21 protein-coding genes, 2 tRNA genes and 1 pseudogene are annotated in these 20,433 nt (G+C 43.5%); 10 read left to right on the top strand and 14 right to left on the bottom strand.

Features of this window, described 5'->3' with window-relative positions:
- Window positions 1-68 precede the first annotated feature (68 nt).
- Together H5300_RS16635 and H5300_RS16630 are read left to right on the top strand one after the other, a co-directional pair.
- The gene (locus H5300_RS16635; RefSeq protein ID WP_182796461.1) at window positions 69-623 is read left to right on the top strand and encodes a cupredoxin family protein; all 555 of its coding nucleotides are present in this window, start codon (window positions 69-71) and stop codon (window positions 621-623) included.
- A gap of 112 nt (window positions 624-735) precedes the next feature.
- On the top strand, window positions 736-1,200 hold the full coding sequence (locus H5300_RS16630) for a hypothetical protein (protein WP_182796460.1): 465 nt from the start codon (window positions 736-738) through the stop codon (window positions 1,198-1,200).
- A 161-nt stretch (window positions 1,201-1,361) separates the two neighbouring features.
- Here H5300_RS16630 and H5300_RS16625 read toward each other — a convergent pair whose 3' ends face one another.
- The 3 genes from H5300_RS16625 to H5300_RS16615 all read right to left on the bottom strand — a co-directional run bounded on the left by H5300_RS16625 (window position 1,362) and on the right by H5300_RS16615 (window position 2,132).
- A complete protein-coding gene (locus tag H5300_RS16625; RefSeq protein ID WP_017078262.1) occupies window positions 1,362-1,619 on the bottom strand; it encodes a hypothetical protein in 258 nt (85 codons plus the stop codon).
- Between the two features lie 325 nt (window positions 1,620-1,944).
- Window positions 1,945-2,019: transfer RNA gene (locus H5300_RS16620), tRNA-Gly, on the bottom strand.
- Window positions 2,020-2,057: 38 nt separating this feature from the next.
- Window positions 2,058-2,132: transfer RNA gene (locus H5300_RS16615), tRNA-Gly, on the bottom strand.
- Between the two features lie 523 nt (window positions 2,133-2,655).
- Between H5300_RS16615 and H5300_RS16610 the strand changes: the two genes are divergently transcribed.
- The 5 genes from H5300_RS16610 to H5300_RS16590 all read left to right on the top strand — a co-directional run bounded on the left by H5300_RS16610 (window position 2,656) and on the right by H5300_RS16590 (window position 6,199).
- Window positions 2,656-3,819 carry a threonine/serine exporter family protein gene (locus H5300_RS16610; protein ID WP_017058966.1) on the top strand — a complete coding sequence of 388 codons (1,164 nt, stop codon included), beginning with the start codon at window positions 2,656-2,658 and terminating at the stop codon, window positions 3,817-3,819.
- 179 nt (window positions 3,820-3,998) lie between these two features.
- Window positions 3,999-4,337, top strand: a complete 339-nt coding sequence (locus tag H5300_RS16605; RefSeq protein ID WP_004731484.1) for a zinc ribbon domain-containing protein YjdM — start codon at window positions 3,999-4,001, stop codon at window positions 4,335-4,337.
- A 72-nt stretch (window positions 4,338-4,409) separates the two neighbouring features.
- Complete coding sequence (locus H5300_RS16600; RefSeq protein WP_017082054.1) at window positions 4,410-4,904, top strand: GNAT family N-acetyltransferase; 495 nt, start codon at window positions 4,410-4,412, stop codon at window positions 4,902-4,904.
- 90 nt (window positions 4,905-4,994) lie between these two features.
- A complete protein-coding gene (locus tag H5300_RS16595) occupies window positions 4,995-5,426 on the top strand; it encodes a GNAT family N-acetyltransferase (protein ID WP_017082055.1) in 432 nt (143 codons plus the stop codon).
- 215 nt (window positions 5,427-5,641) lie between these two features.
- Window positions 5,642-6,199 carry a hypothetical protein gene (locus H5300_RS16590; protein WP_017082056.1) on the top strand — a complete coding sequence of 186 codons (558 nt, stop codon included), beginning with the start codon at window positions 5,642-5,644 and terminating at the stop codon, window positions 6,197-6,199.
- Window positions 6,200-6,256: 57 nt separating this feature from the next.
- On the opposite strand, the gene H5300_RS16585 is transcribed toward H5300_RS16590, so the two are convergent.
- Window positions 6,257-6,865: a LysE family translocator gene (locus H5300_RS16585; protein WP_182796459.1), complete on the bottom strand. Its 609-nt coding sequence runs from the start codon at window positions 6,863-6,865 to the stop codon at window positions 6,257-6,259.
- A 102-nt stretch (window positions 6,866-6,967) separates the two neighbouring features.
- On the opposite strand from H5300_RS16585, the gene H5300_RS16580 reads away from it, so the two are divergent.
- On the top strand, window positions 6,968-7,852 hold the full coding sequence (locus tag H5300_RS16580; protein ID WP_182796458.1) for a LysR family transcriptional regulator: 885 nt from the start codon (window positions 6,968-6,970) through the stop codon (window positions 7,850-7,852).
- Window positions 7,853-7,898: 46 nt separating this feature from the next.
- Here H5300_RS16580 and H5300_RS16575 read toward each other — a convergent pair whose 3' ends face one another.
- Complete coding sequence (locus H5300_RS16575; RefSeq protein WP_182796457.1) at window positions 7,899-9,122, bottom strand: AraC family transcriptional regulator; 1,224 nt, start codon at window positions 9,120-9,122, stop codon at window positions 7,899-7,901.
- Window positions 9,123-9,142: 20 nt separating this feature from the next.
- Here H5300_RS16575 and H5300_RS16570 point away from each other — a divergent pair, with 20 nt between their 5' ends.
- Complete coding sequence (locus H5300_RS16570) at window positions 9,143-11,149, top strand: TonB-dependent siderophore receptor (RefSeq protein WP_102576006.1); 2,007 nt, start codon at window positions 9,143-9,145, stop codon at window positions 11,147-11,149.
- Window positions 11,150-11,398: 249 nt separating this feature from the next.
- On the opposite strand, the gene H5300_RS16565 is transcribed toward H5300_RS16570, so the two are convergent.
- The 6 genes from H5300_RS16565 to H5300_RS16540 form a co-directional block, all read right to left on the bottom strand.
- Window positions 11,399-12,343: an ADP-ribosylglycohydrolase family protein gene (locus tag H5300_RS16565; protein ID WP_108109530.1), complete on the bottom strand. Its 945-nt coding sequence runs from the start codon at window positions 12,341-12,343 to the stop codon at window positions 11,399-11,401.
- Window positions 12,344-12,535: 192 nt separating this feature from the next.
- Window positions 12,536-13,462: an amino acid ABC transporter permease gene (locus tag H5300_RS16560; RefSeq protein ID WP_017081503.1), complete on the bottom strand. Its 927-nt coding sequence runs from the start codon at window positions 13,460-13,462 to the stop codon at window positions 12,536-12,538.
- Between the two features lie 134 nt (window positions 13,463-13,596).
- The gene (locus H5300_RS16555; protein ID WP_012600468.1) at window positions 13,597-14,406 is read right to left on the bottom strand and encodes a transporter substrate-binding domain-containing protein; all 810 of its coding nucleotides are present in this window, start codon (window positions 14,404-14,406) and stop codon (window positions 13,597-13,599) included.
- Window positions 14,407-14,418: 12 nt separating this feature from the next.
- A complete protein-coding gene (locus H5300_RS16550; RefSeq protein WP_102487303.1) occupies window positions 14,419-15,216 on the bottom strand; it encodes an amino acid ABC transporter permease in 798 nt (265 codons plus the stop codon).
- Complete coding sequence (locus tag H5300_RS16545; RefSeq protein ID WP_017078274.1) at window positions 15,216-15,962, bottom strand: amino acid ABC transporter ATP-binding protein; 747 nt, start codon at window positions 15,960-15,962, stop codon at window positions 15,216-15,218. Before H5300_RS16545 ends, H5300_RS16550 begins: the two co-directional genes overlap by 1 nt.
- Window positions 15,963-16,187: 225 nt before the next feature.
- Window positions 16,188-17,336, bottom strand: a complete 1,149-nt coding sequence (locus tag H5300_RS16540) for an iron-containing alcohol dehydrogenase (protein WP_182796456.1) — start codon at window positions 17,334-17,336, stop codon at window positions 16,188-16,190.
- A gap of 193 nt (window positions 17,337-17,529) precedes the next feature.
- Here H5300_RS16540 and H5300_RS16535 point away from each other — a divergent pair, with 193 nt between their 5' ends.
- Window positions 17,530-18,414, top strand: coding sequence for an AraC family transcriptional regulator (locus tag H5300_RS16535; protein WP_004731459.1), 885 nt, complete (start codon window positions 17,530-17,532; stop codon window positions 18,412-18,414).
- 83 nt (window positions 18,415-18,497) lie between these two features.
- Here the strand turns inward: H5300_RS16535 and H5300_RS16530 are convergent, their stop codons facing one another.
- The 3 genes and pseudogenes from H5300_RS16530 to H5300_RS16520 all read right to left on the bottom strand — a co-directional run.
- Complete coding sequence (locus tag H5300_RS16530; RefSeq protein ID WP_086774131.1) at window positions 18,498-19,022, bottom strand: hypothetical protein; 525 nt, start codon at window positions 19,020-19,022, stop codon at window positions 18,498-18,500.
- 12 nt (window positions 19,023-19,034) lie between these two features.
- Window positions 19,035-19,469, bottom strand: a complete 435-nt coding sequence (locus tag H5300_RS16525) for a hypothetical protein (RefSeq protein ID WP_182796455.1) — start codon at window positions 19,467-19,469, stop codon at window positions 19,035-19,037.
- Between the two features lie 852 nt (window positions 19,470-20,321).
- Window positions 20,322-20,433, bottom strand: a pseudogene (locus tag H5300_RS16520) (IS630 family transposase); the annotation flags it as partial.

The raw sequence follows: 20,433 nt of genomic DNA, 5'->3' as shown, positions 1-20,433 counted from the left end.
GGTAAGGGCGTACCACATGAACATGTGAAACTAACAAATAAATAACTGAACTAATCTAAGGAACGATCATGAAAAAGACACTTATTGCGATTGCACTGACGTTAACTACTGCAACGGCTTTTGCCGAAATGGACCACTCAAATATGGATCACTCGATGATGAAGAGTGGAGAGATGGATCATTCAAAAATGGATCACAGCATGATGAAGGATGGAAAGATGGACCATTCGATGATGAATATGGAAGGCATGTCTGAAGTGGGTATGCCTGCGACAGGCGCAAAGCCGGATAAAGTGGTTCATGTTCTGTTAAGTGACGATATGAAAATCACATTTAAGAACAAGGTTGATATTGAGCAGAACGACGTGGTGCAGTTTGTTGTGATGAACACAGGCAAGATTGATCACGAATTCTCGATTGGTTCTGCTTCAGAGCAATTAGAGCACCGTGAAATGATGAAAAACATGGGTAATCACGCTCATGACTCGGGCAGCACAGTTACAGTTAAGCCGGGCAAAGCGAAGCAATTGCTGTGGCATTTCCATGGTGATAATAACGTAGAGTTCGCGTGCAATATTCCTGGTCACGCTGAAGCGGGTATGGTGAAGTCGTTAACGCTATAAGGTGATACACAAGCCATATCTAGTTCAAAGGGATGAGTGCTAGGTATGGCTACCTTGTTTTAGTACTATTTAGGTATTAGCTTTAAAAGACTATAGGAATAGGAGTTTAAGGATGAATAAGACAGTTCTAGTACTTGCAGTAACGGGTGTTTTAATAACGTGGTCGACCCACAGCATTGCTGCTAAACCTGAGTGGGCTGGTAAAGGTAAGCCCGATTTAGAAGAAGTGAAAACGCTCGCTGAGGCTAAAAAAGTTGAAGGCGAAATTGATGATCGTGAGAAGCAGCTTGATTCAATGATCGAAGAGAAAAATAAGAAAGCGAAAAAAAGTAAGAACAAAAAAGATAAGCAGAAACTAGATAAAGAACTCGACGATTTGGAAGACGAGAAAGAAGCTCTCGAAGAGAGTAAAGAAAAGCTTGAAGATGATATAGATAATGACGAAGAAAAGTCGGGATTAGAAAAGCAGAAAGACAAGAAAGCGGAACAAGAGCGTAAAGAAGAAGGAAAAGGGTCAGAGAAAGGCCAACAGCAGCGTGAAGAAAACAGCAAAAAGTGGTGGAACTTCTGGGAGTAATACGAGGGCGTTACATCACCAACTCATTTCAACCTATCAGCACAGCTTTGTGTGACCGCTAAGTCATTGGTTAAACATTGTGACCAGTTAAAGATAAGTCTCAACCTGTTCAGGAATACATGAACTAACTTGTATTGGCTGAGGCTTATCTGTAGTTAGAATCACTGTAGCAAGATAGAAGTTTCAAGCAGGTGGTGTGCTTCGCCGCTCAGGTGCGGTAGCTCTGCCATGATCTTTTTAAACTTGTCGTCGATTGATTCTGCTTCATTCAGCGATCGAAAAGCTAGTACAGCCTGTTCAGGCTCGCTGTTCACATAACCTTTCAATGTATCTAGCTGAATTTTGTTCGCATTTTCTACTTTTGACAGTGCGACATTAATTGCATCGATATTAATTGTTAACTCATTGCTTTTAAACATTTTTTATTATTTATGGGTTGTTGCTAATGCGCGCACATTAACACAACTGTTTTTTCGGATATTGACCAAGATTATTAAATTGGAACAATTTTGAAAATCATTAAAAGCTGAACTGCAATGTGTGATTTGGATAGGTGTCAGAAATACGAAGCGATTTAAGGAGTTAATAGCTTTGGTTGGTTACTTAGCGTTGATTCGTCAATCTAAGCTTAAACCAAATTAGTTTAATCAGTATAGATTTAATGACTATGGATTTATCGAACGGAGAAAGTTTTTGAATAGGGTATCGCTGGAAGAAAGCATGTCATGGAGCTTAAGGAGAAGTTGGAGCGTGCAGCGGGAATCGAACCCGCATCATCAGCTTGGAAGGCTGAGGTAATAGCCATTATACGATGCACGCACACTGTCTTAAGAGTAAGACTGAGGCATCAAGAAGACTGGAGCGTACAGCGGGAATCGAACCCGCATCATCAGCTTGGAAGGCTGAGGTAATAGCCATTATACGATGTACGCACATCGTCTTAACGAGATTGATAATGCCACATCTAACTGAAAACGAAACCTTTTTCTTTCATTTTTATTCTAAGTGCTCGCATAACCACCACACCGCTAGTTTTTCAATCATGTTCGGCGTTTTCAGAGTGAATAAAATGTGACTAAACTCTCGTTAAACGGAGGGCGAGAAACAATGGAAAATCCCCCGCTATTTCTGTGACAAATTCGGTTTGATTTATAAACCAGTTTATTGGTGTTAGCTTGTCATAAAACCCATACAAATTAAGGAATTTGGAGTGTTAACATAAACTGATTTTTAATCGTGTTTTGGCGTCCATTAATAACAATATGGATGCATAAATTTAACTTACCAACCAGTCGAAGTATTCAGGAAACTAATCCCAAATGAGTAGAGTTATACGCACCTTTAAGCGTTCGAAGAAAAAAGTAACGAGTTGAGTTGATAATTTACGCAAAAGCCTCGTCAATCCGTCTATCGTTTGGTACATTTGCCGCACATTTTGTCTCCCCTAAAATACCCATGCCTTCTCAGTTCCGAATTAACAAAATTGTTGAAATTGGTGATACTCTTCACCGCAGTGGTTGCGCTCCGTATAAGCTTGAAAAATATACACAATATTATGCTAAAAAGCATGGTGTGGATGTGATGATCCAAGCAACGCCAACCGCGATTAATTATCAGTTTCCAGACGATAACAACGCTGTGATTCTAAAGCGTCTAAAGCCTGCTTCAATTAACCTGAGTTTGTTGGCCAATACGATCATTCGTATTAACCAACCGAGCAGTGAGCCTGTACCAGAGCCTGTCGGTTACTCTAAATTTGTGACTGCACTAGCCAATATGGGGATTCCGCCTGCGTATTTGATGCTGGTGGGCAGTACGTTGGAAGCGGTGGGTTTTTCTGCGTTATTGGGTTTGATGGTTTGGGTCTGTCAGCAAGTCCTTCATTCACGTCGCGCTATCGCAGTTGAATTCATCTCGGCATTGTTAACGGGTATCTTTGTAGCGTTTTTGGCGAGCACAGGGTTGCCGATACCAGTGTGGGCGTTGTGTATCGCCTCGATCGTCTTGTTTGTCCCCGGGTTATCCATAGCCAACGCACTAGAATGTTTGGCGTTTAATGACTTGGTTTCTGGTACCAGCTTGCTAGGGCAGAGCGCCTTAACCCTGATTAAGCTGTTTGTAGGGATTATCATGGGGCTCAACATCGGTGAAGCGATATGGGGACAAGCGGTCTCCATCGACTATACCAATGCGGTACCGATGTGGATGCACATATCTGGCTTGGTGCTGATCTCTGTTTCTATCGGTGTGATGTTCAATGCGCGACCTAAAGACATCTTACTTGGTTTACCAGTAGCGGTTCTCGGTATGTGGGGCCCGTTCTATCTAGGTTTTGATAGTGGTTGGGTTGTCGGTACTTGGGTTACGACGGTTCTTATTACTTTGTACGGGACTTGGATTGCCAAGAAGATGGAGCTCACGGGCTCTATTTATATCGTGCAAGGGATCATCATCTTGGTTCCGGGTAGCCGAGTATTAGTAAGTGCCAGCCAATCGGTGTTTGAACAGTCGATTCTGCCTATTCCTAGTATTGGTTTGTCGGCGTTATTCATGTTCTCTGCAATCGTGGCAGGGCAAATCACCGCTTACTCGATTTACTCACCAAAAGTCGAACGTTAATCCGTTCCGCTTCTCAAACTTTTAAACAAACACAGCTTAGTAGCTGTGTTTGTTCGTTTTAGGTACTGCTCTTTTTTAAAGACAATTAGCTCTCTGTAAAACTTGTTAGATTTATGCTCGCTAAGCCTGACAAGAGCCATTAAAATGGAACAAATTCTATTTAAATGAAGTATTAACGTATGTCTCTACCTCCTTGTCCGCAATGCCAATCTGAATATGTCTACCCAGACCAAAACAACCTAATCTGCCCTGAGTGTGCCTATGAATGGAATCCAGAAGAAGAGCGTTTAGAAAGAGAAGCCGCGCGTGTTAAGGACGTGAATGGTGTTGTATTGGAAAGCGGCGACAAAGTTACCTTCATTAAAGATCTAAAAATTAAAGGCAGTTCTTCTGTATTGAAAATCGGTACTAAAGCCGTAATCAGACGAATCAATGAAGGCAAAGATCATCAGCTAGATTGCAAGCTGGATGGTGGCGGTGAAATGCTCGTTACCGCGAAGTACGTTAAGAAGCAATAGTCGATAATAGGTCAAAATTGCGAGTTTCTCCTGAATTAAATAGCGTAGAAGCCGTTGGAGAATCAACATTATATGGACATGGTTAAAGCTGCTCTTTCGCACTCAACTGCCTTTCATCACTATGTGAACGCCTGTGTTGAAGATGGGTTAGATATTTACACGGGCATTTCTGATGGCAGTGATGCCTATTTGGAAAAACGAATTGCTTATTCAAAAGGTGAGGGCTTGCCAGAAGGGTGGACGCCTGCTTCTACTTATTTTTGTTTCGAGTCTGGACGCATTCTTGGAGTGATAAGAGTTCGTCATGGCACCAGTCCGTACATTCACGATGTCATTGGACATATCGGGTATGAGACCCTGCCGCAAACCAGAGGACGGGGTATCGCAAGTCATATGTTGTCTTGGGTTCAACGGCACGTATTGCCCGAAAGCGCTATTATTACGTGTGAGAGGGGCAATATTGCTTCGCAAAAGGTCATTGAGAAGTGCGGTGGACAATTCCTGAATACCTTTTACTCGGAGCAAGATAAACACGAAGTCTTACGTTACCAACTAGAACCAAAATGAACATTTAAGCGTGGCATTTAGTTTTATCGGGGTTGTCGAGTTCCGGCTTAAACGAAAATGAAACCATAGCCAATTATTGTTGGAGGTATTTTGAAGTATTCAACAAGACATGCTCAGTTATCAGATTATGAATTTCTGTTTGAGCTTAAGAAGGCCGCTGAGTTTGAACCTATCAAAGCCGTATTTGGCTGGGATGAACAAATTCAACGAGATATACACGCCGAAGAATGGGCAGAAGAACGCCCTGAAATCATTGAATATCAAGATAAAGCGATTGGTAGTGTGTTGTTGCAAGACAAGGGCGATCACTTCTATTTTTGCCGATTCTTCTTACTACCTGAGTATCATGGGAAGGGCATTGGTAGCCAAGTATTGAAAGATTGTTTAACTAAGGCTGACAGCCTGAATAAACCCGTCGAACTTTGTTACCTGCAAGGAAATCGAGTTGGGGAGTTGTACTTGAGGTTTGGCTTTGAAATCACCTCGCAAAACGATCAGTTTGTCTATATGTGTCGCAAATAGTTAGTAATAATAGAGATGAACTCATTCCTTTTAGCCTGTATCTCTATCAGATAGTTGCCATAATCTGCCAACAGAGGTCGTGTAAATAAGAGAATTGTCAGTTGAATTATAAAATAATGCCAACCACATCAATATTTTATCAATCTGTGTTTTCGGTCCGGTTTTTTAATGATAGGGTCGCCGAATAATTATATTGATAAGAATAAAGGCTTTATATGAATAAGTTTCTGATTGTTGCGTTATCTGCGGCTGCGAGTATCTCAGGGTGCAAAAGTATTCCTAATTCGGCTACGGACACATTGTCAGAACCTCAAGGTAACGGGGCGTTAGCTATTGCGACCAACATCTCTAAGTACGACTCAAGTTACCCATGCGAAACATTTTCGTTTGACATACAAGAAAAAGTTGATGGTAAATTAGTTGACTCTGAACCACAAACCTTACGTGTATTTGTGTATGAAGACACGAAGTACGCACTGTTTGATGGTATCAAACCGGGCGACTATGTATTAACTCAGTTTCGATGCAATATGCGTCGTGGCCTTGTTGCTAACGATGGCAGGTCGTATCTCAGTCTTGACCTAGAAACTGAACATACCATCAAGGCGAACACAATAACGATGTCTTCAAACTTCATTCAAGCGACTCAAGATGAAGATCGGTCTTTTGCTTTAAACGTTGGTATTTGGCAATCGCAAGATGTTGTGCATTTCCAGAATCTACTAACGAACGAAGTGAGTAATAAATGGGAAGTGGGTGGCTTTGAAGGCTAAATAAGTTCATCACTATGGCAGCTTTTATTGCTGCCATAGATACTGTGACCCATCGGGTTATTTTAATGCTAGCGCTAAGCCAAAAGATACCAATCCAACCCCACACGCTTGATTGAGCCTTTTCTTGGCTCTCAATAGATGCTTTTGCAATGTACTCGAAGTAAACAGCATAGCGACAATTCCAAACCATAAGCCGTGAAGAACGATCATATAAAGCCCATAGCCGAGTGCGACATGCTGGTTTTCTGCATCAGGTGAGATGACTTGGCTGAAGATGCTCAAGAAGAACAACATGGTTTTTGGGTTGAGCACGTTACATAAAAAGCCTTGGGCTAAATAGCGCCAAACACTGGTGCTTTGCTTTGCATCTTCCATAGGTGCAAGCTTGTTGTCCGCACTCAAGATACCTTTTAGCCCTAGATAAATAAGGTAGGCTGCGCCTGCGTACCTGATCATATCAAACAGCTGCTCATTCTGTGAGATTAAGTAACTGATCCCAAGCATTGAGTGACTGATGTGAACACAAATGGCTAAACTCACACCTATTGCAGTCCAAATCCCTGCTTGTCTTCCTTGATTGACACTGTTTTTCAAAACTAAAACGAAATCAGCTCCCGGACTAATAACAATCAATAGTCCCAATACTGCTAGGCTTAACCACTCCATAATGACTCCAACTCTTTATATTTGATGAGCCAGCATTGTATGGTTTTTTATTGCTGCCTATAATCGAAATGAATTCCACCTATCTGTGAGAAAAAATCACACATGAGACATTTGAAAGCATTCCATATTTTCCACGTAGCAGCGTATTCGAGCAGTTACAGTGAAGCGGCGGATAAACTCAATATCACACATGGCGCAGTGAGTAAGCAGATCAAGGTATTGGAAAATCACTTATCCCAAGTTTTGTTCTACAAACAGGGCAGGAATGTGTGTCTCACCAAAGAAGGGGAATTACTCAAAGGTTACACAGAACAAGCGTTCCAAGCCTTGGAAACTGGAGTCCATAAGCTTAATCAGCTCAATCATCAAGCGTTGGAAGTTTCATGCGAACCCACATTGACCATGCGTTGGTTAATGCCTCGACTCGGTGATTTCTATAACGAATCCGGAATTGATGTTCGCTTGTCTACCGCAGGTGGGCCTGTGACATTAGGCGCAACTGGATTAGATATGGCAATTCGCCGAGACGACTTCAACGTAACCGAGCACTACAAACAGATTTCGTTAGTCGAAGAATGGGTTGGCCCTGTGTTCTCGCCTGATTATTGGCAACAGGTCAAAGACAAGCTAGCCGATGTAAAATTATTGCACAGCAGCACGCGACTAAACGCTTGGAGCCACTGGGCATCCATCACCAAAGATAGTGAATTTGATAGCCGAATGGTGTCGCAAGCTATTTCAAGCCAGACATTTGCACACTTCTATTTTTGCTTTCAAGCGGCCGTTGATGGGCTAGGAGCAGCTCTTGGTTCTTATCCATTAGTGGTTGATGATTTGAACAGAGGCAACTTAATCGCACCGTTTGGCTTTGTACCTTCCGGTCATCAGTACATATTGCTCACACAAGATGACAACTGTGATGAGCCAGAAAGTCCGTTTGTGGTTTGGCTGAAGAATGAGTTATCGCAGTGTGTTCCAACCTTATAGAAACGATAGCCTCCGACCTAGAAGTTGGCTTGTCTTACGTCAGACTCTAGTTCGTTTTGGATACAAAGTTTTTGGCAAGTTCATGGGGCGGAACGCCAAAAGTTTTCTTAAAGGCGCTGGTGAAGTTAGAAGGGTGCTGATAACCCGCTTCATAGGCCGCTTCGGTTATTGAAACCAAGCCACGCTCTAAGTGTTGGCGCGCGATATCCAGACGTCGGTAGCGGATATAGCCGTTAATAGTCAGGTTGTAAGATTGCTTAAATCGACGCTGAAGATTGGAAATGCTCATCGAGAACTTACTCGCGATGCTTTCAAGGCTGAGTTGTTGATCTAGGTTGATTTCAATGTAGCTGATGATGTCTTCTATTTTGGCATCGAAAGCCTTTGGTGTACTCGCTTTATCGATGTTTTCGCCCAAGTTTGCATTGTGTAAAGCGATGCTTTGGTCACTACTGTCGGTATTTGTGAGGTCATTGTCGGAAGTACACTGCTGACAACATTGAATCGGCATCTGCGACAGGGTTTGAGCAAGTAACTGCTGGGTCAGCGTCTCTACGACAAGCTTGTCTTGGAAGTTGGTTGGTGTCGCTTGGCTGGTAAGTGCGTTCGTGAGTTGAATGATGTCAGCGTTAATCTTTACGTTGTAAAACGCCTTATGTGAATCGAGGAATGATTTGCTAGAACAGTGGTCACTTAAACGAGGCTCGACCCATTGCGGTTTAACCAAGATGTTGATCTTATTTATCTTATTACCTTGGATTAAAGAGCGCCTAAAGTTGGCAGGCTTGGCAAGGTTCACCACCACACCTTGTGGCCCTGTACTGGCATCGAGATCGAACTCGAGATCGTCGTAACCAAAGGTGAGCTTTCCCTCAAGAAGAATCGTAATCAGGATGGCGGAGTGGGCGGTCGATACGATGTTGCTGTCGACCAATTCAACACAACGACCGCCATGTACAAAAATCTGGTCATTGTATTGGTAAGAAAGGAATTTCCCCTCAGCAAGTGACGTTTGCTTGGTTTGGCCTTGCGTCACGATGATCTGCTTTTCCGTCTGTTCTAGTTTTTTGGTCAGGGCTATTTTCTTAGTTAATGTCGATTTTTTGGCTATTACATTTGCTTTTGCCACAGCCGTTTCGGCAAGTTTAGTCTGCTTTGATGTTACTTCACCCATTTGACCGTTCCTCATAACATCTGTGCGTTTTTGCATAAGCAAATCATCTGTGCATTTATAAATTACAACTCTATCATATTTGCGAATTATTATCATTTACATCTAGGATTGAATTTATGGAAAGCCCCGTCAGCTCAACAATCAAGCTTTCAGCCCTCTGTATTGCTATTGCCAGCGCGTTTAGCAGCCCTGTAACTGCAGAAGAGAACACATCGCACTTTGATGAAGTCGTGGTGTGGGGAACGAGAGTATCAAGCAACACTGAATCGATCATTGCCGATGACATGTCACTCAAGCAAGCTGACCATATGTCAGATCTGCTGCGTGAAATCCCTGGTGTTGATGTTGGGGGAACGCACTCGGTCAACCAACGAATTACTATTCGTGGCTTGAGTGAAACTGACTTAGATATTCGACTGGATGGTGCTTCTCAACACGCAAATATGTTTCACCATATCGGTAACTTAACCCTAAACCCAGACATATTGAAGTCGGCGGATATTCAAGTGGGTAATAACTCGGTGACGCAAAGTGGGTTAGGTGGCTCAGTACTGTTTGAAACCAAAGATGCCAAAGACCTGCTTCGTTACGACGAGAGTTTTGGCGCTCGTGTTTATGGCGGTTACGCAACCAACGCAAGCCAGCAAGGTTCACTCACTGTGTATGGTTTGTTGTCAGATAACGTCGATGCCATGCTTTACAGTCATTACATGAGTCGTGATAACTTCGAAGACGGCGCCGGCAATGAAACCTTTGGATCAGAAGGCGATGTTTACAACATTCTCGGTAAGATTGGTTTTGAGCCAAGTGAGTTACACCGCTTTGAACTCTCTTATGATCTGTATCGCGATAGTGGTGATTACAGCCCGCGTCCAGATATGTCAGGTGGTGCGAATGAAGGCTTGTCTAGCGACATCCTGATTCCAACTGATTATGACCGTGACACTATTACGGCAAGTTATGAGCTACGTGGCGAAAGTCATCAAGGTAACGTCACTCTGTACAACACAGAGACCGAGATTCAGCGTGATGAAAGTGTTATGGCACCGCGTTGGCCATCGAACCGCTTATCTAACAATACGGCGAAAAACCAAAACTTTGGCCTGAATGCTAAGTTCCAATCGGACTATCGCTTGATGTCGTTTGATAATATCGCGACTTATGGCTTTGACTACATGGACAAGTCATCGAGCAGCTATTACGGCAGCAGTAAGTTTATGGATGAGTCAGCAATTTCTACCGCACTTTTTGTTGAAGACCAGTTCTACTTTACTCAAGCCTTTTCGATCACTGCAGGTGTTCGTTTTGATGATTACCAGCGTAAAGCCGAAACAGGAAACGATGACTTTGACGACGTAACATGGTCATTGGCAACGCAATGGGACGTGACCCAAGATTGGACGCTGTTCGCGAGCACCCGTTCGTTGTTCAAAGGACCCGAGTTGATGGAGACCTTTATTGCTTACCAAGACGCAGCGTTCTTAGCTGACGACATTAAGGCTGAAACAGGGCAGAACACCCAAGGTGGTGTGCGCTTCGATAAACGTTTAGATAATCACTTTATTGGCGCAAACCTAACTGTATTCCAAACCAATATCGATGATTACATTGCCGAAGAGTATCAGCCCGCAAACCAGAGTTACTTGATTTACAACTTAGGTGATGTCGAGATAAAGGGTTTTGAGGCGAGCTTGTCTTATGGTTACGAGATGTTTAACAGCAAGCTTTCTTATGCTCGTTCAGATACTAAAAACAAAGACACAGGCGGCGCTGTCGCGGGTGGCAATGGACGCAGTATTGATATGGGCGACAGCATCACGTTAACACTGGACTATCAATCTGAAGCGTTGGAAACGATTTTTGGTTGGAATTCAATGTTTGTTAAAGACGAAGACAATGTATTCGATGGTCAGCCGATCAAAGAAAGCTATGACGTTCATAACCTGTATGCTCAGTGGGTGCCATCAAATGTGGATGGATTGTCTGTCACCTTTGGTATCGATAACGTGTTTGATGAGCAATACACCTCACACGCTTCTCGTTCGGGTACAGCAAGAGGCTTTACCTTGGATGACTATGAACCGGGCCGTAACTACAAGCTTTCTGCCGCGTACCAGTTCTAGAAAAGGCTCTAATTCTTAGATTTGATTAGAGCAATAAACTCACGGTCGTAGGGATCCGGAAGGCTATTGCCCAAAACTGAAGCTATTTCTTAAGTCGGTCGTGTAAAGCATTCATTTAAGTCATTCTTTTTTAGTGATTACTTTTAGTGATTACTTTTAGTGACTACTTTAAGTGAATAGGGAAAAGAAAAGCGCCTTTCGAGCTCTTGAGCAAGAAAGGCGCTTTTGCCTTGTTCGTTATTGTGGGAGTCATTCAATAGGCAAAGACAGCACACCGCCATTGAGTTCGACTTGTTTTAGCCATTCGGTTGGAATTCCACCATCTTCTTCGTAGAAACACGCTGCTAATACCGCGCCAATAACAATCGCACGCCCGCAGCTGTCACCGCCACATAAGATATTGTCTCGAATACCTTGTTTATAGCTCTGAGCACCCGCAATGATGCGAATCAGCAAGGGAAATGCGGCACTCAGTTCACAATGCAATCCGAACTTCTTCGCGGCATCTGTAATCGAAAGCTCAGGTTCAGCCAATGCTTCATCGATTTGATCGTGTATAAATCTGCTGCAAGTTTGTCGCACCATTTCTACCGATTGTAGTGGCGAGTTGCCTTGAATTGCCGCTTGAACCAATAGGGTGATGGCTTGCGCCCACTCTACTGCTTTGTCGTTATTGTTAGTGACTCGCACCGCACTCTCTACCATGGCTGGCAAAGTGTGAGAGGTGTAAGTACACGCCACCAATGGGATAATCTTTGAGACTGCGGGAAGTTGTGTATCGTCTGCGCCACAGGCAGTAATCGGGGCGTCCTCTAGTTCTAATTGATGGATGTTCAGCAAGCTCATGCGCGTCGCTTTATCAATGTAGCCTTGCCAACTGCCGCCAAAATCAAACCAGAAGCGGAAATGTTGAATATAGTTCGCTTCATCGTATTTTTGGTTGTCGACTAAGCTGTCGACCATCGCCAATAACTGAGCACCATATTGCGATTGCTCGCCTGCGGTTTTACCTTGGTGCGCAAAGTAGCCTTTATCTTGATAATCGAACCGATTCGGTGAGCGAAATTCAGGCTCAAAACCAGCCACGTGTAAGATCCTCTCTTGGTCATACAGCCAATGTAGCCCCATTGAAGCGGCGTCTCCAACCAATGCGCCAACAACGGCGTAAAAAGCTCTTTCTTTATGATTGTCCATGTTGAGTGATGTCCTTGAGAAGAATCAACGTAGTTAGATACGTTAAGTATAGTTATTAGGCGAGCATTTTGCTGTGTTTCTAAGAAGAAATATGAAGGGATAAATCCTGATTGGTCAATAGCTTAAACCAATCAGGTGAAATTGATAAGGGCGATGAATAGTCTGGTGAATTCGTATTTTTGATTGGTGGTGTTATTGATGGTTGAGATAGGCACTAGAGCGCTGCTCAATCACTTTGAAAAGACGTGAAAGCGCAAAGCACAAAGCAAAATATACGAAGCCAACAATGAGCCAGATCTCAAAGATCAAACCTGAAGAGTTTGCCATCTCAGTACCAACAAATGTCATCTCTTGGATAGAAATCAGAGACACAATCGACGTGTCTTTAACCAAAGATATTGCTTGGCCAGCCAATGGCGGTGTAATGGCCGTTAATACTTGCGGGCCGACTACAAATCGATACTTAGACAATGCAGACAGACCGAGTGAATCGGCCGCTTCCCATTGGCCTTTAGGAATACCTTCTAAGCCAGCTCTAATTACTTCAGCAATATAAGCAGAAGAGAGCAAGCCAATACAGATAACACCAGACGCCAAGTTTTCCCAAAGGTTAGCTGGACCGAACAGGAAATCTTGAACAGCATTAATCTCGCCGTTGTGTTCACGTAAAATGCTTTCTAAACCAAGCAATGGGATCAGCTGGTTAGAAACAAAGAAGTAAAAGATAAAGACAAACACCAGCGGCGGAATATTACGAACCAACTGAATGAAAATCAGTGCCGGTGTTTTGAAGAAAGCGATCTTTGAGTGTCTTGCCACACCTAACAATGTGCCAAAAGAGAGTGCTAACACCATACTCCATAAACTTAAGCGCAGCGTTGCGATCAAGCCTTGGAAAAAATAGGGAATACTGCCTTGAGAAGGCGGAATAAAAATTAGTGTAAACGCATCTTCCCAGCGCCATTGGTAGTTAATACCAACAGCAGAGCGATAATAAAGCCAGCCGGCAAACACACACATGACAGCGAGTAACACGCCATCCAAAAGGTTAAGGCGTTGATACCAAGGCTTCATATGAACGTTGGGCTTAGGTGTTGTCAATGCGCTAGTACTACTCACGTCATTCCTGTTTAAACAATAATAATTAGTAGGCTGTTTTGTTGAGTTTTAGATCATCAATAAAGCGAATCAAGTTGCCGATGAGAAGGCAGTGCAGACAACGCACTGCCTAGATTCACTAGCAAAAGTTCTGATTACTGACCTTGAGCAATCTGGTCTTGCCAATCTAGAGTAGAGAACCAGTACTCGTAACGCTCTTTCAACCAACCATCTTCAGTACGTGCTTTGATCCATTCGTTGAAGAATTCTGCCTTGTCAGTTTCACCTAGGCGAACTGCAAATGCTTCGTTACCTTTTGATAGACGCTCTTCAAATGGAATAAATAGCGTGTCTGCGTTTTTGATCGTTTCGTGTTCTGGTTTCGGGCTAGACGCGATAACCGCGTGTGCGTTACCGTTCAATACTTCTTGGAATGCTTGAGCATCGTCATCGAACTGCAGAACTTTCGCTTTAGGGAAGGTTTCACGAGCGACTTGAACCGTGAATGCTCCACGACGTGCTGCAATTTTTACGCGGCGAGAATCAAAATCAGAGATCTGAGTAAAACCTTCCGCTAGCTCTTTATTAGCAGCCAATTGAACACCAGAGTGCGAGTAAGGTTCAGTGAACAGTACGCTTTTAGCTCGCGCTTCAGTGATAGACATACCACCGATGATCACATCAAACTTCTTCGATAATAGAGAAGGGATAATGCCATCCCATGCCGTAGGTACAAATTCGACTTTCCAACCTGAATCTTCGGCAAGGCGTTTCGCCACGTCGATTTCGAAGCCAACGAGATCGCCTTGTTTGTTACGCATTGCCCAAGGAACAAATGTCGACATACCAACGCGCAGTGAGCCACGTTCGTTGATTTTATCGAGGTTAGGCGTTTCAGAAGCAAGTGCAGGCAAACTTACGGCAAGCGCAAGTAGGGCTGTAATCGCGGTTTTAAATAGCTTCATGCTGATAAATCCTTATTGTGTTCGCCAGTTAGCTCCGAGCTTATGCTCAAGCCAAGCAGCAACGGCAGAAAGTGAAAGTGTAAGAGCAAGATAAATGATCGCCACAGAGAACCAAATCTCGAATGGCATCGCGGTTTCAGAAACGATGTTTCTGGCTTCGGTTGTCAGGTCGAAAATAGCCATGACACTCACAATCGAAGAGTTTTTAATAAGAGAGATCACTTCATTAGTCAAAGGTGGCAAGGTGCGTTGCACCACCTGAGGAAGAATCACATCCCAGTAAGTATAGGTCTTTGATAAGCCCAAGGATTGAGCTGCTTCAAATTGTCCTCTCGCAATACCATTTAAACCGGCACGGAATATCTCGGCGGTGTAAGCTCCTTGGAAAAGTGCCAAGGCTAAAACGGCAGTGCTAAATCGATCCAGCCCTAATACGGGGCCAAATACAAAATAGAGCAAATAAATCTGTACCAATAACGGCGTGTTACGAATCAACTCAACATAGGTGGTGGCTAAGGTGCGTCCAACTACAGAGTTTGAGTTTCTCAATAGCGCTGTCGTCAAACCGATGATCAACGTAGCGACCAGCGAAATCAAAGAGATATTGATGGTAACCAGTAGCCCTTCAACCAACTCTGCTGGCCACCATTCACCATCTTCATAGAAAGCAATATAGTCCGGCACGCGCTCCCATTGCCAGGTGTATCCCATGGTTTGTGCGCCAGAATCAAGGATCCAGACAACCGCAGCCACGAGCACAATAATTTGTACCAAAGCGGATAGGGCGGGTTTAATAATTCGAATCAACATCAATAAGTCAGGATCTGATTTAGGAACGCTTGAGTACGTTCATGTTGCGGGTTTTCAAAAAGCGCTTGTGGCGTATTCGATTCCACAATTTGTCCTTCATCCATGAAGATAACGCGGTCGGCCACTTGTTTCGCAAAGCCCATTTCATGGGTCACACACACCATGGTGATACCTTCGCTCGCCAGTTCAACCATCACATCGAGCACTTCGTTGATCATCTCCGGATCAAGCGCTGAAGTCGGTTCATCAAAAAGCAGTAATTCAGGCTTCATGCACAGCGAACGGGCGATAGCTACACGTTGTTGCTGACCGCCAGAAAGTTGTACTGGGTATTTGTTGGCTTGTTCAGCGATGTGTACGCGCTCGAGATAGTGCATTGCAATCTTCTCAGCTTCTCGTTTGCTTTTTTTAAGCGTACGAATCGGCGACAGAGTTAGGTTTTCGAGCACGGTAAGATGGGGGAATAAATGAAAATGCTGAAACACCATTCCGACTTGGCCAGGTGTGTTGAATTTACTCGGAAGCACTTGTTCTAACACGCAAAGCTCGCCACTTTCGAAAGGTTCTAGCTGATTGATACAACGGATTAAGGTTGATTTACCCGAACCTGATGGCCCGCAAATCACCACTATCTCTCCTTGTTCAATATTTAAATCGATATCCTTTAGGGCATGAAAATCACCATACCACTTGTTAAGTGACTTAAACTTAACCATTTCCTTGAGATTGTTCAAATCGTTGTTCATACCTAGTAAAGAGACAGGTTTACCTTACCAATATAGAAATCTGAATGCACATAAAATTAAGGACTTATGAGAATTTAATAGCATCTTGTAGGGCAAATTAAAAAGCAGCGCCCAAAATGAACGCTGCTTTGTTTGTACGAAAGAAATAAGTAATGGGTTCAATCAGATGTAAAAAATCATCTTTGTGTGAGCATTGTCTTTGCTTTCTCTCTACTTTAGCAATTCTTAGTGAATCGCAGACTCTAAAATCTCACGCGTTTTCTCTGGCGTGATTGCTTGGTTTTCGCCAAGTTGCAGGTAACCGTGTGATTCAAGTTGAGCAACAACGTTGTCGATTGCTGCCGCTTTCGTTGCTTCGTAACCGTCGAACATGGTTGGAACGTTTAGGCTGTGGTAGAAGGCTTCGATTGCCGCGATTGTACGCTCGGCTAAATCAGCACCCGCTTCTAGGCCAAATACGTTGCGACCCATTTGCTCTAGCTTGCCACGCTTCGCTTCGATTTGATTACGAAGTAGTGAAGGTTGAACAATCGCAAGAGAACGTGCGTGGTCTACGTGCCATAGTGCAGTGAACTCATGGCCAATCATGTGTGTTGCCCAATCTTGAGGAACGCCAGTACCAATCAGGCCGTTAAGCGCTTGGTTTGCAGTCCACATTAGGTTTGCACGCCAAGCGTCGTTGTCACGCTCGTCGTATTGCTTACCCAGTACAAGTAGGTTCTTAAGCAGTGTTTCTGCGTAACCGTCTTGAACCATTGCGTCTGTTGGCATTGTGATGTATTGCTCACATACGTGAACCCACGCATCAACTAAGCCGTTGATCAGTTGGCGTTCAGGTAGAGACTTCATTACATCTGGATCCATAACCGCGAACTTAGGTTGTACTGCAGGGTTCATGAACGCCAGTTTCTCTTGAGTCTCTTTACGAGTGATTACCGCACCCATGTTAGATTCAGAACCTGTCGCAGGAAGTGTCAGTACCGCACCAATTGGTGTCGCTTCTGTTACTTGGTGTTTACCCGCTAGGATATCCCAACCGTCGCCGTCGTATTTAGCCGCTGCCGCAACGTATTTAGAACCGTCGATTACTGAACCACCGCCAACAGCGATAATGAACTCTACGTTTTCTTCTTTAACAAGAGCGACGGCTTTATCTAGCGTCTCTTTCGTTGGGTTAGCTTCAACACCAGCGAACTCAATCCAAGCGTGATCCTTTAGAGAAGCGACAACTTGGTCGTAAACACCGTTGCTTTTGATTGAACCGCCACCGTAGATGACTAGTACTTTCTTCGAAGTATCAACCGCTTGGCTGATAGCGTTGATTTGGCCTTGGCCGAAGTGGATAACTGTAGGGTTAACATAAGTGAATTGCATTAGAGATTCCTTGTGTAAAGCTCAATTTGTTATTTTATTTGATTGCTCAATTTCTATATTTGCATATTAGTACAGTAATCTAGGGTGATGAAGAGCTGATCCTCCAAATAAATTGCCTATTTCTACAAAATTGATATTCTTTCTCTGCTTTAGCTTACTTACTCTTAGCACTTGGAATGGAAAGTCGCCACTTATGAAAACACTCGCGCAGTTGTTACAGTCTTATGTAGAACACAAAGGTTGGGATGATCTCGAAGGGATCAGAGAAACTGAAATTGGCGGTGTGTGGTTGTATAGAAGCAGTGGCGGGAATCAGCGTCAGCCATTCACTTACCAGTCGGGTATTATCATGCTCGGGCAGGGCAAAAAGAACATCTATATTGGCGACAGACCCGTTACTTACGCTGCTGGTGATTATCTTGTGGTAGGCGTGCCAATGCCATTGGAGTGTGAAGCCTTGCCTGTAAATGGCGAACCATTGCTTGGTTTGTCGATAAGCATCGATTCTCAGCGCTTGCATAGCTTAGTCAAAAAGCTGGAAGACCAAGGCTTTCTAGAGAGCTACTGCAACAAGCACAAGCAGAATTCGAGCGGCTTAGAATCGGCGCCAATGGAAGAGCAAATGCTGGAGAGCTTTACTCGATTGGTCAAAACTCTACATTGTGACATTGAAGCCAACATATTGGGCGATGCCATGGTCAGCGAGATTGTCTACCGCGCATTAACAGGTTCAGAAGGGCGTGTGCTGTTTGATTTAGCTCATCATGACGGACACTATGCACGTGTCGCTAAAGCGCTGTCTAAAGTGCATGAAGAGTATGACCAAACCATTACTGTTCAATCGCTTGCCGACGAAGCAAACATGAGTGTGTCTGCCTTCCACAATGCATTCCGTAATGTGACGTTTGAATCCCCACTGCAATATTTGAAGAAGGTAAGACTCAACAAAGCCAAAGAACTGATTCAGCTAGAAGGCCTTCGCATCAGCGATGCTGCTCGCCGAGTCGGCTATTCTAGCCCATCCCAATTCAGTCGCGAATTTAAGCGCCACTTCAATACTACTCCAAGAGCGGTTTAGTTCTTTATATTGTTGATTGGTGGGAGAGGAAGTAGAAGGCTTCACTGCTCTAACGAGTTTGTTTAGCCCCATAAAATCAATCGCTAGAATGCCATGCCAATAGACACGTTAAACGTATCCTCATCAATGTCATAAGGTAGATCCTCACCCTCTGACTCGCCGCTGTCCACTTGGTAGTTTCTCCATTCCATTTTTAGCTCTGCAAACTTCCATTTAGTCGATACACCGAGGGCGTTGAAATAGGTTGCGTCAGGGTTGGCCGCGTCATCAACCTCGTCGCTGAGCTGAGCGCCACCTATGCCGAAATTATAATAAGGGCGAACCGTGATGCGTTTAAGCGGGAAGCTGTAACCTGCGCCTACCTTTAAAAACGCCATGCCTTCACTGATCGCGTCTTGGTCGTAGTCTTCTAGTTGGTCATCACGCTTTCTGTTCTGGTACTCACCGCCAATCTCAAATAGGTCACCACGAAACATCAGGTCGACGTATTGAGATGAGAGCTTATCACCCTCCTGATACCCCAAGCCGAACGCAATATCAGCCATAGAGGGAGCGGAAAACCCTGCCAATAGAGCTGCTAACACTCTTGTTTTAATGAGCTTTGTCATTGCCGAATCTCCTTAGTTCAGGGGGTTGTATTTCTTATCAATCATGCAGTTTCTCAACACCGTCGCATACATGGCTTTGTTATCTTCTTCGGCCTGAGCCCTTGCTCGTCGGCCACTAACTCTACCGGATACCACACCAATCGCCGCGCCAGTCTTGGCAGCGTCAGAGCCAGAGCCACCAGAGATAGCGCCAACAGCAGCGCCAGCCGCCGCCCCTTTAGCTGCGCCTTTAACGCCACTTCCTTTCTTGGTTTCTGTGGGTGCTGTCAGTGTTGACTCAGCAACACCTTGGCATGTTGCAAGTTCTTGCTGAGCAACTTCAAGGGTCACGTTGTCGTAATTGAATGAAATGTGAGTGGTTGGGTCTGTGACGTAGCCACCACTAGCAATAGCAGAGAGGGAGCCCATAACTAGGCTAAGACCTAACAGTTTCGTTCTTTTGTTCACTTTCTAATCCTCAAGTTGATTAAACAAATTGGTTTAATCATTGATATTGAACTCTCTTCGAGGTCGACAAATAGGTTTAAACGTAATGAAGCGATAAGTGATCTTCATGTTGCGTGCATATTATCTTGGCGTGAATATGTTGGATAATGACCTTGAAACATAAGAGTTATTTGTCTGATGCATAACATGTTTCAGCTATGAGCTATTTACTCAGGCTGTTGTTGAGAGATCGGGCTTAGAAAAGGGACAGCTTGTGAGAACATCACCCCCTTGTTAATCAAGATGAGCAAATGTATCTAATGGTAGGTAATATTAGTCTGCTGGTATTAGATTTTCGAATATATTATTAATGTGTTTATATAATATCAGCCCTCTAAAATAATTAGTTAAGCAACCTAAGAGTTTATGCACGTATATAAGATAGTTAGCTCAATAATTAGGCTGGTAAGAGGGTTTTAGGACTTTTAATGTGAACAACCTATCAAATCTTTTCTAAACTTAGAAAGTTATCCATCTCTTTATCTGAGTGAGTATTCATGATTTTTGAATATATCAAAAGATAAAGAGAATTTATTACTCGTTTCGCCATATTATTGCGGATAATTAGTCGTGTTGTGACTAATTATTCTGTAACTCCCTGATTTATGGTTAAGTGATAGCCTGACTGTTATCACGTTTCTATTAAAATAATTAAATTAATATAGCGCTACTTTAATCATTCTTTCAAATACGATTGTTAAATATAAATACGTATGCCTATTTTATTAAAAGGATAATACCGATGAGTAGCGATATCATTAAAATTTCAAGAAATACTGAAAATGCACCAATTAATTCTGTATCTATACCCAATCAACTTGAAGATGCAGGCTTAAACACCTGAAAATTGTCATTGATTCGAGACGTCAACGAACCTGCAATCTCTGGAAGAGTTACAGTAAAAAATTGGTCTATGGCTTCCTTG

Origin of the sequence: Vibrio sp. SG41-7 (assembly GCF_014164465.1) — a bacterium.
Taxonomy (GTDB): domain Bacteria; phylum Pseudomonadota; class Gammaproteobacteria; order Enterobacterales; family Vibrionaceae; genus Vibrio; species Vibrio splendidus.
The sequence above is the reverse complement of the archived record's forward strand: the minus strand, read 5'-3'. Positions and strand labels throughout refer to the sequence as shown.

Coding starts and splice junctions, on each gene's coding strand:
- H5300_RS16610 (WP_017058966.1), top strand. CDS start 2,656: ATGCCTTCTCAGTTCCGAATTAACAAAATTGTTGAAATTGGTGATACT.
- H5300_RS16545 (WP_017078274.1), bottom strand. CDS start 15,962: ATGAACAACGATTTGAACAATCTCAAGGAAATGGTTAAGTTTAAGTCA.
- H5300_RS16580 (WP_182796458.1), top strand. CDS start 6,968: ATGAGACATTTGAAAGCATTCCATATTTTCCACGTAGCAGCGTATTCG.
- H5300_RS16530 (WP_086774131.1), bottom strand. CDS start 19,022: ATGACAAAGCTCATTAAAACAAGAGTGTTAGCAGCTCTATTGGCAGGG.
- H5300_RS16590 (WP_017082056.1), top strand. CDS start 5,642: ATGAATAAGTTTCTGATTGTTGCGTTATCTGCGGCTGCGAGTATCTCA.
- H5300_RS16540 (WP_182796456.1), bottom strand. CDS start 17,336: ATGCAATTCACTTATGTTAACCCTACAGTTATCCACTTCGGCCAAGGC.
- H5300_RS16635 (WP_182796461.1), top strand. CDS start 69: ATGAAAAAGACACTTATTGCGATTGCACTGACGTTAACTACTGCAACG.
- H5300_RS16565 (WP_108109530.1), bottom strand. CDS start 12,343: ATGGACAATCATAAAGAAAGAGCTTTTTACGCCGTTGTTGGCGCATTG.
- H5300_RS16550 (WP_102487303.1), bottom strand. CDS start 15,216: ATGTTGATTCGAATTATTAAACCCGCCCTATCCGCTTTGGTACAAATT.
- H5300_RS16625 (WP_017078262.1), bottom strand. CDS start 1,619: ATGTTTAAAAGCAATGAGTTAACAATTAATATCGATGCAATTAATGTC.
- H5300_RS16585 (WP_182796459.1), bottom strand. CDS start 6,865: ATGGAGTGGTTAAGCCTAGCAGTATTGGGACTATTGATTGTTATTAGT.
- H5300_RS16535 (WP_004731459.1), top strand. CDS start 17,530: ATGAAAACACTCGCGCAGTTGTTACAGTCTTATGTAGAACACAAAGGT.
- H5300_RS16575 (WP_182796457.1), bottom strand. CDS start 9,122: ATGATAATAATTCGCAAATATGATAGAGTTGTAATTTATAAATGCACA.
- H5300_RS16600 (WP_017082054.1), top strand. CDS start 4,410: ATGGACATGGTTAAAGCTGCTCTTTCGCACTCAACTGCCTTTCATCAC.
- H5300_RS16605 (WP_004731484.1), top strand. CDS start 3,999: ATGTCTCTACCTCCTTGTCCGCAATGCCAATCTGAATATGTCTACCCA.
- H5300_RS16555 (WP_012600468.1), bottom strand. CDS start 14,406: ATGAAGCTATTTAAAACCGCGATTACAGCCCTACTTGCGCTTGCCGTA.
- H5300_RS16570 (WP_102576006.1), top strand. CDS start 9,143: ATGGAAAGCCCCGTCAGCTCAACAATCAAGCTTTCAGCCCTCTGTATT.
- H5300_RS16630 (WP_182796460.1), top strand. CDS start 736: ATGAATAAGACAGTTCTAGTACTTGCAGTAACGGGTGTTTTAATAACG.